This is a genomic window from Streptomyces sp. NPDC005962, assembly GCF_040629205.1.
Lineage (GTDB): Bacteria > Actinomycetota > Actinomycetes > Streptomycetales > Streptomycetaceae > Streptomyces.
Window position 1 is genome coordinate 58,342 of record NZ_JBEXVE010000015.1, and the last position, 13,422, is coordinate 71,763.

A 13,422-nucleotide genomic window follows, 5' to 3' on the forward strand; every position below is an offset into this window, starting at 1 on the left:
ATGGCCCATGGCCCTTCCGAATTTTTGGAACGCGTTCTACCGTGCCCCTCGATCCCAGGACGCTCCCAGACCGCCGTCGTGGCGCACGCGAGACTCCAGGAGGGGCCGTGGACCTCGAATACACCCCTGAACAGCGGCAGTTACGAGCCGAGCTGCGCACCTATTTCGCCGAGCTGGTCCCCGACGACGCCTACGCCCGCTACGCGGACCCCGCCGGGCAGAAGCGGTTCTACCGCGAGACCATCCGCCGCCTCGGCACCGACGGCTGGCTGGGCGTGGGCTGGCCCCGGGAGTACGGCGGGCGGGGGCTGGGCCCGGTCGAACAGTTCATCTTCTTCGACGAGGCCGCCCAGGCGAACGTACCGCTGCCGCTGATGGCCCTCAACACGGTCGGCCCCACGCTCATGCGCTACGGCACCGACGAGCAGAAGCGGTACTTCCTGCCGCGCGTCCTCTCCGGCGAGATCGACTTCGCGATCGGCTACAGCGAACCCGACGCCGGAACCGACCTCGCCGCCCTCACCACCCGCGCCGTACGCGACGGCGACGACTACGTGGTGAACGGCCAGAAGACCTGGACCACCAACGGCGACACCGCCGACTGGGTCTGGCTCGCGGTCCGCACCGACCCCGACGCCAAGCCCCACAAGGGCATCAGCATCCTGCTCGTGCCGACCACCGACCCCGGCTACTCCTGCACCGTCATCACGACCCTCGCCTCGCACGACACCACCGCCAGCTACTACGAGGACATCCGGGTCCCGGCCGCCCGCCGCGTCGGCGCCGAGAACGAGGGCTGGCGGATGATCACCACCCAGCTCAACTACGAACGCGTCACCCTCGCCGCCCACGGCACCATGGCCATCCGCGCCCTGCGCGGCGTCCGGCAGTGGGCCGCCGACACCAAGCTCCCGGACGGCCGCCGGGTCATCGACCTGGCCTGGGTCCGCGCCCGGCTGGCCCGCACCCACGCCCGGCTGGACGCCATGAAGCTGCTCAACTGGCAGATGGTGGACGCCCTCCAGCGCGACACCCTCACCCCGTACGACGCCTCCGCCGTCAAGGTCTACGGCTCCGAGGCGCGCCGTGACGCCTACGCCTGGCTGATGGAGGTGGTCGGCGCCGCGGGCCCGCTCAAGGAGGGCTCGGCGGGCGCGGTCCTCCACGGGGAACTGGAGCGCGGCTACCGCAGCAGCGTCGTCTTCACCTTCGGCGGCGGCAACAACGAGATCCAGCGGGAGATCATCTCCTGGCTCGGCCTGGGCATGCCACGGGTGCGCCGCTGATCCGCTTGTGACCAGGCTTTTTAGTTGGCACAAAAGCAGGATAGTTGGCATCGAGATCACCATCATCTCAGAGGTGGCGACGCATCATTTCGATGCAGGAGGCTCGGGCCGCGTTTGAGTGATCCCGGGGGTCCGCGGCCCCAAGGTTCACACGCTGTCGGTGGTGATCGGCGGCTGCTCTCAGGCGAGACTCATGTGCGCGCCGGCTTCCGATCGTGCCGTGGCCACAAGGATCGCGTAGGGGCCGGCGACGGCCGATGCTTCGATCTGAAGCCACGCCTGGTGGAAGGCCATGCGTGCCAGCAGGCCGCTGACCTCGTCGGTGAGCCGTTGCCGCACGGCGGACGAGGAATCGGGGCGCCGCCGTATACGGTACGGAATCTCCAAGTACTCCTCGACCGCCGTCAGGGCTTCGGATTCAGCCTAAGACATGGTTTAGGAATGGTTCGATGTCACGCCCTGTGCAGTGATGATCCGGGTGTGGGACGTCAGGATCTCTTGGACCGCGGTGACAATCTGTGTTGTCGAGACACTCACGGGCCGGACGATGTCACTGATCTGTGCGCCAGGTGAAGCGATGCACGTGTTGTCGGCGTGGCCCAGGCTTATCACAGTGCCCCCGACCAGTGCCGGGACGAAACGCCAAACTGTAGTCCACCGGGCCCGCCGGCTCGAAGGCTCTGGACTTGCTCGCTCTATGGACTGTCCGCGCCTCGGCTGCCCCAAAGGTAGCCGAGATGACGCAGTAGGCATTCCCGCGCGCAGGCTGTCCTTAAATTCGAAGATTGAAGATTATGCGCTCTCTGGCTGGTCCATGATAATCGGCTACAGGTTCCGAGATGTCGAACCCCAGCGATCGATGAAAAATGATCGACTGCTTATTTATAGTCGGAGTGATAGCTCGAATGGTATCTCGCCCGTCGTCTCTTGCTGTGTCGAAGAAGCGCTCATAGAGACTGCGTCCTATGCCAGTGCCTCTGTGAATGGGGTCGACTCCGGAGAAGTGTATGTACGCCTCGCGTTGCCTTGCGGGTGAAAAGAATCCCACCAAGAATCCGGACAGAGTTCCCTTGGATTCAGCGATGAAGCTGGTTTCGTAGAAGTGATCGAGGAAGAGTCGAGGGAGAACGGGGCTCACGGTGCGCCCCCACCAGTCATCCATGACCGAAACGATGGGATCGTAGTCTTCGGGAGTGGCCTTTCGGATGTGAATCGCTTCATCCATGGGGTGTACTTTCTGTGCGAGCTTTTCTGCGGCGGCCTCAAATAAGTTCTGGCAACGGGTGTTTGAATGAGGGCATTGATGTGTTGCGCACTGTCGTCTCTATGGCTGCGGCTGCTGCGACGAGGTCATGGTCGCGGTAATGGTGGCCGATGAGTTGGATACCGATGGGAAGGCCTTCGGCAGTTGCAGCACACGGGAGTGTGAGGGCGGGGTGTTCGGTGAGGTTGAAGGTGTAGGTCAGCCATGCCCAGTCCAGGTAGTTCGCGGGACGGCCTCGCACAGTGTCGGGGTGGTCTGCTCCGGGGGCGAAGGGTGGGACGGCGCAGGTGGGGGTGATCGCGACGTCGTACGGAGCGAGGAACTCGCTCATCTCGGCCTTGTACTGCTGTCGTTGTAGATGAGCTGCTGCGAGGTCGGCCCCTGTGAAGCAGGCGGCCTCGCGTACAACGGCTGCCAGCCCGGTATCGAGGTCCTCTCCCGGGTCAGGGAACAGAGTGGCGAATCCGGTGGTCCAGATGACGTGCAGCAGGTCGAACCGGTCGTGAGGAGTGGCGTCGAGGACGTTCACTGTGTGGCCTGCGTCTTCGAGCCTGGCGACGGCCTGGGCGATGGGGCCGGAGACTGTCTCTTCTGGGGTACGGCCACCGAGTGTTGGCAGATAGGCGATCCGCAGCGAGCGGGGCGGGCGCTTGCACGCTCGGACGAAGCCTCCGGGAGAGTGGGGAAGGGAGGTGGGGTCCCGGTGGTCGGGGCCGCTGAGGACGTCCAGCAGGAGTGCTGCGTCGGCGACGGTGCGGGCGAGAGGGCCGTTGGCGACTATGGGGCCCAGCGGTGTGGGTGGAAAGTACGGGATGATGCCGGTGCTGGGCTTGATGCCGACGGTTCCGCAGAAGGATGCGGGAATTCGGACGGATCCAGCACCGTCCCCGCCCTGTGCCACCGGGGTGAAGCCTGCGGCGACAGCTGCGGCCGCCCCGCCGCTGGATCCTCCCGCCGTATGCGTGAGTGAGTGCGGGTTGCGGGCCGGGCCGTTGACCCGGTTACCGGAGTCCGCTTTCCAGCCCGCTTCGGAGGTGGTCGTCTTGCCCAGGAGTGCTCCACCGCTGGTCAGCAGTCGCTGGGCGAGTGGTGAATCGGCCGACGGGATCCAGTCCCTGGTGCGGGCGGAGCCCTTGGTGGTCCGTATCCCCGTAGTTGGGACGAGGTCTTTGAGCGCGAAGGGGATGCCCAACAGTGGTCGGGCAGGGGCGGTTTCTGAGGTACGCCATTCGTCTTCGGCCGCGCGGGCGTCGGCGAGGGCACGGTCGGCGGTGATGGTGACGAACGCGTTGACATGCTCGTCGTACTGGGCGATCCGGTCGAGATGAGCCTGCGCAACCTCGACTGGAGAGACCTCCTTGCGCGCGTAGAGCTCTCGGAGCTGGGCGGCGGTCTTCCAAGTCAGGTCGTCGGTGGGGGCGGTCAGGTCGGCCTCGCGGGGGACGGTGTCACTCATGCGTGGGCTCCGGGAGTGAGATCGGCGTCGGCGGCCCGCTCCGCCGGATCTGGGGTGACAAGGTCGACGCCGGACTTTTCCGGTGCCGTCTCGCGAAGGTTGAAGAGGGTGGCGAGCGATATGGCGACGGCCACGATCACGTACCAGGCGGGGGCGAGGTCGCTGTGGATGACCTCGGTAAGCCAGGTAAGGACGAAGGGTGAGGCGACCGAGGCGACGACGGCGAGACTGAATCCCAGAGAGACTCCTGAGTAGCGCACCCGGGTGGGGAAGAGCTCGACCCAGGCGCACACCAGCGGGCCGGTGTAGCAGCCGAGTGCCAGACCCCCGACCGCGACTTGGAGAACCATGGCGACGCCGGGGCCGCTGCTGGGGATAATGGCGTACATCGGCAGCACCAGGACGAGCATGGCGAATCCGCCGATGAACATCAGGGGTTTACGGCCGACGGTGTCCGAGATCCGTCCGGCGAGCGGGATGGTGAGGGCATAGACCGCGATCGCCACCGATGCGGTGATCAGCGATGCGCCTGCAGTGTAGTTCAGCTCGGTCCGCATAAACGTTGGGGTGTAGACGAGCACGACGTAGTAACAGACGGTCTGGCCCAGGGCGATGCCCGCGACACGTAGCACATCCCGGTGGTGCGTGCGCAGTACTTCCCGCAGCGGGGACGACGCGACGGTGTCGGTCTCCACGAGCTGCTGGAAGGCGGCAGAGTCTTCGAGCCGTAGCCGGATGTAGAGGCCGATGGCGCCGAGGGGAAGGGCGAGCAGGAAGCCGACGCGCCAGCCCCAGGACTGGAGCTGTTGTGCTGTGAGGCTCTGGGTGATGAGGAAGGAGAAGAGGGAGCCCGCGAGCAGACCGAGGCCGGTGCTGGAGGGCATGAAGCTCACGAAGAATCCTCGCCGGGAGCTCGGTGCGGCCTCGGCGATCAGAGCTGCGCCGCCCGCGTACTCGCCGCCGGCCGAGAAGCCCTGCACGATGCGGGCCACGACCAGCAGGATGGGGGCAGCGACGCCAATGGTGTCGTAGCTGGGTATCAGACCGATCGACGCACTGGACAGCGACATGAGGATCAGCACGATGGCCAGAGTCTTCCGGCGGCCGATCCGGTCGCCGTACCGGGCGAAGACTATGCCGCCGAGGGGCCGGGTGATGACAGGCAGCGCGAACACGCCGAAGGTCGCCAGCAGAGCGCCAGTGGGATTGCTCTGCTCGAAGAACACCGACGAGATGGTCACTGCCATGAACCCGTAGATGCTGTAGTCGAACCACTCGATGAAGTTGCCTATCGCGCCTGCGGTGATGGGTCTGCGTGTCGAGCCGGGGAGGGGAACGGCCATGATCGTGGAGCTCCTGTCGGAGCAGCGGGTGCTGCTGCGTGGTGTGGAGTCGGTTGATCGAAGGTGTCGACCCGCTGACCATAGGGCGACCTGAGCCACAGGACTAGGCCGATGATCCTGGCCTAAGGGCAGGGTTGTCCTATAGTGCGGGCCATGCCCACCCCGAACCGTCCCAGCGGCCGGCCTGGCCTTGCCTATCACCGGACCTGCGGTGATGCCGGAACCCCCGGCGTCCTGATGCCCTGCCGCGTGCAGCCGGCGGCCATGATCCGGCGCACCTTGCCGGGAGGGCCGGGATGACCCTGAACCAGCTCAGAGCGTTTGTCGAAGCCGAACGGCTCGGCTCGTTCACTGCGGCTGCAATGGCGATGGACATTGCCCAGGCCTCAGTCTCCGAACTTGTGCGGCGCCTTGAGGAGGAGCTGGACGCGGTCCTTTTCGTCCGCGGTAGCCGACGGTTGACGCTCACCGCAGCGGGCCAAGAACTTCTGCCGTTCGCGCAGGAGACCCTGCACGCGGCGGACGGCGGCGTCCGAGCGGTTCGGTCGCTGGGGTCCCTGGGCGGAGGGACCGCGACGTTCGGGGTTCTGCGCAACGCGGACTATTACTTGCTCTCCAATCTCGTACAGACGTTTCATGCCCAGTACCCGTCGGTCCGGGTCCGGCTGGTGGGCCAGAACTCCGCTGAGACCGGAGCCGCCGTAGCGGCGGGCACGATCGAGGCCGGCTTGGTCGTTCTACCGATCGATGACGAAGGGCTGAGCGTCAGGCCGCTGATGCGCGATGAGGTCTTCTTCGTCAGCGCAGACCGCGACCGCACGCGCGCTCCGGTGACCATTGAGGCGCTCGCCGCCGCACAGCTGGTGCTCTACGACGCGCACTACGGCTGGAAGGACCCCACCCGGCGGCAGATCGCTGAACGGGCTCAGCTCGCTGGGGTGCGCATCGATCCGATAATTGAACTGGAGCATGTCGAAGCCGCACTGCACTTGGCCGCCTCCGGGGTCGGCGACACGATCGCCAGCGCCGCTGTGATCAACAGCTCCGCCTTTCCGGCCGGCCTGCACACCGTGTCGTTCGCGGACCCGCTCTACGACACGATCGCGCTGGTGAGGCGCAGTGGGCACCCTCTCTCGCGTGCCACCAGGGAACTCGCCCGTCTGGCTGAAGACACCATCCGGGGGCTTTCGGACGGCGCGTAATCACCGTCTCCCGCCATGCTGCATGACCATCGGGGCGCTTTGGCTCACCTGCAGTCCTGCGAGCTCAGCCATCGCCTGACACATAGGTTAACCCTGTGGAAAGGGCAGGAAATGCTCCTCTAGTCCTGTGGCTGGATGTAGGCCTACGGTCCGGTGTCATGCAGATCACCTCCAGCGAAACCCAGGCACTCGCCCCCTTCCAGTGGCTCAAGCAGCCCGCTGTGGACGGTCCGCCCGCCCAGCGCGACCCGAAGGTCGTGGAACGCGTGTCGGAGATGCTCTCGAACATCGAGCGCAAGGGTCTTGACGCGGTACGCACCTACGCCCAGGAACTCGACGGCTGGTCCGGCGATCTCGAGATCAACGCCACCGAACTGAAAAAGTCCGGCGATGCCCTGCCTGTCGATGTCCGCTCCGCCCTCGAGCTCGGATACGAGCGCACTCACCGCTTCGCCTCCGCGCAGCGCGAGCATCTGACCGACTTCGAGATCGAACTCGCCCCCGGCGTGGCCGGCGGACAGCGCTATGTCCCCGTCACCCGTGTCGGTGCCTACCTCCCCGCCGGCCGCTTCCCGCTGCTCGCCAGTGCGTTCATGACCGTCGGTGTGGCCAAAGCCGCCGGCGTGCCCACGGTACTGTCCTGCACTCCGCCCTCCGGCGAGCACGGCGCGCATCCGGCTGTGCTGTATGGCGCCTACCTGTCACGCGCCGACCGCGTATTCGCCATCGGCGGTGTCCAGGCCCTGGGCGCGATGGCCTTCGGCCTGCTCGGCGACGCACCGGTCGACATGCTGGTCGGAGCCGGGAACGCCTTCGTCACCGAGGCCAAGCGACAGCTGTTCGGCCGCGTCGGCATCGACCTGCTGGCCGGCCCCTCCGAGGTCGCAGTGATCGCCGACGAGACCGCGGACCCGGAATGGGTCGCTGCCGACCTGCTCGGCCAGGCCGAGCACGGGCCGAACTCCCCGGCCGCGCTGATCACCACGTCGGCAGAGGCCGGGCGCAAGGTCATCGCGGCGATCGACAAACAGCTCGAGTCTCTCGCCACCCGTGAGATCGCCGGCGCTGCCTGGCGGGACTTCGGCTCGGTCATCGTGGTCCGCGACGCTCACGAGGCCGTGGCCGTGGCGGACGTACTCGGACCAGAGCACCTTGAGATCCAGACCGCTGACGACGACTTCTTCCTGGAAAACCTGACCAACTACGGTTCGCTGTTCCTCGGCCCCTGGAGCACCGTCGCCTACTCCGACAAGGGCATCGCCGGCACCAACCACGTGCTGCCGACCGGTAAGACAGCCCGCTACAACTCAGGGCTCTCCGTCTCCCGCTTCCTCAAGCCCCTGACATACCAGCGGGTGGCCAAGGAAGGCACCGCCGCCCTGGCCCCCGCGGTCGAGCGGATCTCCGCATTCGAGGGCCTGGCCGCTCACGGGGCCACCGCCACCATCCGTATCGACAAGGTCGGTCGTCACTCGGGCGCCTTCGACGGAACCTCCGCGGTCGACCGCGACTAGCACCACCTGCTCTCCTCGCCTCTGCACCGCGCAGAGGCGAGGGGCCTCGACACAAGAGATGCTTCCAGACGGCTGCGGCAGAGGTGTCTTCGTCGCTCATGCCGTCGCCGCCTGTGACCAGCAGGTGCCGAGCGACCGGCCGGCAGATTTGTGGTCACATACTCACCAGGACCATCCCATGCCAGATCAAGGACGTATTGCCTCGTCGTCGCACGGCTCAGGCACACAACTCACCCAAGGCCTCAAGAGCCGCCAGATCACCATGATCTCCATCGGAGGCGTGATCGGGGCCGGGCTCTTCGTCGGTTCGTCCAACGCCATCGCCACCGCAGGCCCCGCGGTACTGATCTCGTTCCTGGCCGCCGCCGCACTGGTGGTCCTGGTGATGCAGATGCTCGGAGAGATGGCCGTCGCGAACCCTGACACCGGATCCTTCTCCACCTACGCCGACCGCGCACTGGGACGCTGGGCCGGGTTCTCCATCGGCTGGCTCTACTGGTGGTTCTACATCCTCGTCATCCCCATCGAAGCCATCGCCGCGGGCGAGGTACTGAGCGGCATCACCGGCGTCCCGAGCTGGATCCCGGCGTTCGCCGTCATCGTCATCCTGGCGGGCACAAACCTCCTTACCGTCCGTAACTACGGCGAATTCGAGTACTGGTTCGCGCTGCTCAAGGTCATCGCCATCGTGGGCTTCCTCGTCCTCGGCGCACTGGCCATCTTCGGCTTGCTTCCAGGCTCCTCGACCGGCGGCATCTCGCACCTCTGGAGCAATGGCGGATTTACTCCCAAGGGCACGACCGCGATCCTCGCCGCTCTGCTGACCGCCATGTTCAGCTTCCAGGGCAGCGAGATCGTCACCATCGCCGCAGCTGAGTCCGAAGAGCCGAAGAACAACATCAAGAAGGCCATCCGCGCCGTCGTATGGCGCCTCGGCCTGTTCTACCTCGGGTCGATCTTCATCGTGGTCAGTCTGGTGCCCTGGAACGCCGACGGCTTGGCTTCCGGCTCCTACCAGGCAGTCCTCGAACGCATGAACATCCCGGGCGCGCGGCAGATCATGGACATCGTCGTCATCATCGCGGTCTGCAGCTGTCTGAACTCCGCCATCTACACCGCCTCCCGAATGGCCTTCTCACTCGCCAAACGCCAGGACGCCCCGTCCGCCTTCGCAGTCACCTCCTCTGGCGGCGTGCCACGCAACGCCGTCGTCGCGTCCACTGTCATCGGCATGGCAGCCGTCGTCGCGAACTACCTGCTACCGAGTGTCTTCACGTATCTGCTGGCATCCAGCGGAGCGATCGCACTGATGATGTACATGGTCATCGCGATCACCCAGTACGCCACCCGACGCCGCCAGAACCACTCGCCCGAAGTGCGCATGTGGCTCTTCCCCTACCTCACCCTGGCAACCATCGCCTTCATCGCCGCCGTCCTCATCCTCATGGCCATACTCCCCGGCCACCGCCTCGAACTCTGGCTGTCACTCGGCCTCGCCGCGATCCTGGTAGCCCTCGGCCTGCGGGTACAGCACAAGCACGGCACTCGCCCGCCAGCGCAGGCAGACCGCGAGCTGGCAACCACCTCCATCAGCGGCGAAAAAGCCGAGAGCACACACGAACCACAGCGGTGACAACGCGTCGCAGCGCCAACTTACGGTTCCCCGTTCCTGGGGTCCGTCTTCAACGCAGCGTCGTCCGCCAGGAAGGCGGGCCCCACGGCGGCTGGTGCGCGCGATCGCATGGCGGAGGACCGTCCTCGTAGCTGGTCTGCTGGGGCGATTCCGACAACACAGCGAGCGTGCGTTCCAGCCACCGGCGGTCCAGAGGGGCAACAACGCCCCCACCAAAGACACCCGGGGGATCGTCAAGACCGGAATGCAACATGAAGCCGACATGCCACTGCACACATGAACCCACCCTCTGCTTCACCTCCCGCGGGCGGCAACACCTGCGCGGTTACCCCTGTCTGCCCGAAGACCGCGACAGCAGGAACTGAACAGAACCATGGACGAGACTTCTAGGAATCAAGACGCTGGAACCTTCGTCATCATCGGCGAGACGAACCTCGCACGCCGCGTGTGCGCCTCCCTCAAGAATGACGGACACAGCGTCCAGCACCTGACCAGCCCCCGCGACGACGAGCTGCGCACAGCCCTGGCGGATGGGCCCAAGGGTGTCGCTGTCCTCCTGCACGACGATGTCGCGGCCCTTCGTTACGCCCTGGCAGTGGCTCACCTCTCCCCCCGCGTGCCCATGGAGGCGACGATCTTCGATCGCACTGTGGCCGATGAGTTGATCCGCCTCCTGCCACAGTGCGATGTCACATCGCCGGCCGATCTTGTGACACCGACCCTGGCCGGACAGTGCATGGATCCGGAACTCGTCTCCCTCCATACCACCGGGCACCAGGCTCGAGCAGTACGCATGACCGATGGCCGACTGCGCACCGAGTCCTGGACAGCCCGCCGCCGGCTCCGCTGGCAAACCCGACTCGGCAGGATCACGGGGCAGCTCAGGCCCCACGACAAGGGGACGCGCATCATGCTCACCGGCCTGCTTGGCATGGTGGCTGTGCTGTTGGGCGACACCACATGGCTGACACTCCACGGGCACCCTCCGGCGCAGGCATTTTTCGACGCCGCCCGCGTGATCGCCACCGTCGGCCCGGCCACCGCCCCGTCTTCTTCCTCCGGGTACTACGTGGTTTCCGCCGCGGCCATGCTCGGCACAGTCGTCCTCAGCGCGATCTTTACCGCCGGCATCGTCGAGCGCCTCCTCGGCCCGAAGCTGGTCGGACTGATCGGCCCCCGCACACTGCCCCGCTTCGGCCACGTGATCATCGTCGGAATGGGGCAGGTAGGGCTTCGACTGTGCAGCGAACTGCAGCGTCTGGGCGTGCCGGTGGTCGGTGTCGAGCGGAATCCGCATGCCCCCCCAGGTCCGGCTTGCCCGGTCACTCGGCATCCCGGTGCTGACAGGGCATGGCGGCGACCGGGCTGTGCTCGAACAGCTGCATATACGACGTGCCAGAGCCCTGGCAGCTGTCGGCTCGGATGACCTGGACAACATCGCTGTGGCGATCGCAGCCCACGGAGTCTCGCCCGCAACCAGAGTCGTGCTGCGCGCAGGCGAGCACGAAGCAATCGCCGAGACACGATCGCTGCTTCGGGTGGGCTCCATCCGCGACGTCACCAGTCTGGCCGCCGCCTACATCACAGCGCGCCTGCGGGGAGGGCAAGCCGCAGGTGTGCTCGCCTACAAGCACGACGTGTACGTGGAGGCACAAGACGCGACGTTCGCGAAGTGGCCGCTCGCAGCGCGCGATCTGTGTCCGCACGTGGATGTCGCAGTGTCCACGGCCCCTGCCGAAGGCGGCGGCTCTCCCGTAGCTCAGACCTGGCCATGAGCACCTTCGCGCCCTCCACTGATCGCTCACGGCCGTGCCGTAAGCAGCCCGTCTACCAGTCTCCGAGGCCAGTTCAGGACAAGCACCTCATACGGGCTTTGGGCAGTCCGGTCCGATCGGCCCTGGCCATCACCCGCGCCTGCACGCCCGGCGGCCAGCCGAACCCGACACCGCAGAGCACGCGCCCAACTTCGTCGTAAGAGCTCCAGGCACGGCCCGGGAGCCCCTGACCGATCGAGACCACCGGAAATATTGGCAGGTGAATGAGTCATGACATCACCCGTTTCGGACTCTGCAGGCGCCGTTGGCGGCGGCTGGAACGAACGGCGCGAGGACTACGCGCTGCGGCGTGTACCGCTGTCCTACCGGCAGTGGGGGGCCATCTCCCTGACCGGTGTCATGTTGGGCGTCGCCACGGCGATGTTCTTTCTGGCCTGGGGAGGACAGCTCATCATCGCCTACGGCACGGTCAACACGCTGATCGGCATGATCTTCGGCACGGTACTCATTGGCGGTGTCGGGCTCGTCCTTACCCGGATATCAGCCGCCACCGGACTGGACTCCGACCTCATCACCCGTGGTGCCGGGTTCGGCTTCATGGGCTCGGCGTTCACGTCTCTGATCTACACGTTCAACTTCGTGATGTTCTTCGCCTTCGAAGGCGAAATCATGGCTGCCGCCATCCACGACTATTGGCCGGTCATCCCGTCCTGGTCGGTCTACCTCGCGGTCGGGCTGGTGTTCATCCCGCTCACCTGGTGGGGGATCACGGCGATGAACTGGCTGATGTGGGCCACCCTGCCGGTCTATCTCGGGTTCCTCGTATGGACGATCGTCCTTGCCGCAACCAGTGACACACACGCCGCGTTCTGGTCCCACGTCCCGACGACAGTCGCCAACCCCGCAGCGGGCCCGGCGCTGCTGCAGGTGATGGCGGCCAGTCTCGGACTCATCTCCATGGCCACCGGCGCCGCGGACCTGGGCCGGTTCCTCCCGCCCGGCAAGCGGACCGGCGGTGCGGTCGCGCTGGGGTTCGGGTCCATGTTCGTCACGCTGTGCGTCCTGACCATGCTCGGTGGCTGGTTCACCCTGCGATTCGACGGGTCGACCAACCCTGGCGCCTACCTGTCCGGGCTCATGGGCATCTGGGGAGTCCTCTTCGTCATCGTCACCCAGCTGCGCATCAACACCACAAACGTCTACTCGGGTTCACTGGCGTACGCCAACTTCTTCTGCCGCATCTTCCACATCACACCGGGCCGCCAGTACTGGGTCATCCTGACCACAGTCGTTGGCACCGGCCTGATGTTCGGAGGGATCCTCGACCACCTCAACGCGATTCTGACGTTCGAAGCAACCTTCATCATGGCCTGGGTGATGGCCGTCGTCTCCGACATCGTCATCAACAAACGCCTGGGCCTGTCGCCGAGCAACTTCGTCTACAAGCGCGCCCACACGTACAAGTACAACCCGGTCGGGGTCGGAGCCCTGGTCTTCGCTCTGGCCATTGCTCTGCCGCTGGCGTTCAACGTGGCGGGACCTCTCGGGAAGACGCTGGCCCCCTTCGTGTCCGGGATCGTCGCTTTCGCCGCGGCCCCGGCCATCGCCGCCCTTACACGGGGACGCTACTACCTGCCTGCCACCGCTGCCTCCAACATCGACCCGGCGCTCCCCGCGGTCGGCACGGGCTCCATCGCGAACATCGCCTCAGCGCGGGCAGACGCGCACACCCAGGAGGTGAACGGTACGAGCAGGTGCACGACATGCGCGGATTCCTTCGAGCTCGCCGAGTTCGTCAGCTGCCCCTTTCACCAGGGACCGGTCTGCTCGGTCTGCTGCTCTTCCGAGTCCAGATGCAAGGAGATGTGCAAGAGCGAGCAACAGGCTGTCCTGACCATCAAGTCGGCTCCCACACAGTCGGCCTGACACCAGACGTGCCACCAGGGGGG

The 13,422-nt window shown here is 65.9% G+C and carries 11 protein-coding genes; 7 read left to right on the plus strand and 4 right to left on the minus strand.

Annotated features, from left to right (window positions below):
- Positions 1–107 precede the first annotated feature (107 nt).
- Positions 108–1,286, plus strand: a complete 1,179-nt coding sequence (locus tag ABZ370_RS24475) for an acyl-CoA dehydrogenase family protein (protein WP_358624640.1) — start codon at positions 108–110, stop codon at positions 1,284–1,286.
- A 180-nt stretch (positions 1,287–1,466) separates the two neighbouring features.
- Here ABZ370_RS24475 and ABZ370_RS24480 read toward each other — a convergent pair whose 3' ends face one another.
- From ABZ370_RS24480 to ABZ370_RS24495, 4 genes are all read right to left on the minus strand, one after another.
- Positions 1,467–1,673 carry a hypothetical protein gene (locus ABZ370_RS24480; protein WP_358624642.1) on the minus strand — a complete coding sequence of 69 codons (207 nt, stop codon included), beginning with the start codon at positions 1,671–1,673 and terminating at the stop codon, positions 1,467–1,469.
- Positions 1,674–2,058: 385 nt separating this feature from the next.
- Entirely contained in the window at positions 2,059–2,511 is a 453-nt protein-coding gene (locus tag ABZ370_RS24485; RefSeq protein WP_358624644.1) for a GNAT family N-acetyltransferase, read from the minus strand.
- 37 nt (positions 2,512–2,548) lie between these two features.
- The gene (locus ABZ370_RS24490; RefSeq protein WP_358624647.1) at positions 2,549–4,006 is read right to left on the minus strand and encodes an amidase family protein; all 1,458 of its coding nucleotides are present in this window, start codon (positions 4,004–4,006) and stop codon (positions 2,549–2,551) included.
- Positions 4,003–5,349 carry an MFS transporter gene (locus tag ABZ370_RS24495; RefSeq protein ID WP_358624649.1) on the minus strand — a complete coding sequence of 449 codons (1,347 nt, stop codon included), beginning with the start codon at positions 5,347–5,349 and terminating at the stop codon, positions 4,003–4,005. Before ABZ370_RS24495 ends, ABZ370_RS24490 begins: the two co-directional genes overlap by 4 nt.
- 296 nt (positions 5,350–5,645) lie before the next feature.
- On the opposite strand from ABZ370_RS24495, the gene ABZ370_RS24500 reads away from it, so the two are divergent.
- The 6 genes from ABZ370_RS24500 to ABZ370_RS24525 all read left to right on the plus strand — a co-directional run bounded on the left by ABZ370_RS24500 (position 5,646) and on the right by ABZ370_RS24525 (position 13,399).
- Positions 5,646–6,551, plus strand: a complete 906-nt coding sequence (locus tag ABZ370_RS24500) for a LysR family transcriptional regulator (RefSeq protein ID WP_358624651.1) — start codon at positions 5,646–5,648, stop codon at positions 6,549–6,551.
- A 158-nt stretch (positions 6,552–6,709) separates the two neighbouring features.
- Positions 6,710–8,065, plus strand: a complete 1,356-nt coding sequence (hisD, locus tag ABZ370_RS24505) for a histidinol dehydrogenase (protein ID WP_358624653.1) — start codon at positions 6,710–6,712, stop codon at positions 8,063–8,065.
- A gap of 58 nt (positions 8,066–8,123) precedes the next feature.
- Entirely contained in the window at positions 8,124–9,698 is a 1,575-nt protein-coding gene (locus ABZ370_RS24510) for an amino acid permease (RefSeq protein ID WP_358624655.1), read from the plus strand.
- A 373-nt stretch (positions 9,699–10,071) separates the two neighbouring features.
- On the plus strand, positions 10,072–11,124 hold the full coding sequence (locus ABZ370_RS24515) for a portal protein (protein ID WP_358624910.1): 1,053 nt from the start codon (positions 10,072–10,074) through the stop codon (positions 11,122–11,124).
- A complete protein-coding gene (locus ABZ370_RS24520) occupies positions 11,036–11,473 on the plus strand; it encodes an NAD-binding protein (protein WP_358624897.1) in 438 nt (145 codons plus the stop codon). Before ABZ370_RS24515 ends, ABZ370_RS24520 begins: the two co-directional genes overlap by 89 nt.
- A 270-nt stretch (positions 11,474–11,743) precedes the next feature.
- Positions 11,744–13,399: a hypothetical protein gene (locus ABZ370_RS24525; protein ID WP_358624657.1), complete on the plus strand. Its 1,656-nt coding sequence runs from the start codon at positions 11,744–11,746 to the stop codon at positions 13,397–13,399.
- The last annotated feature ends 23 nt before the right edge of the window (positions 13,400–13,422 follow it).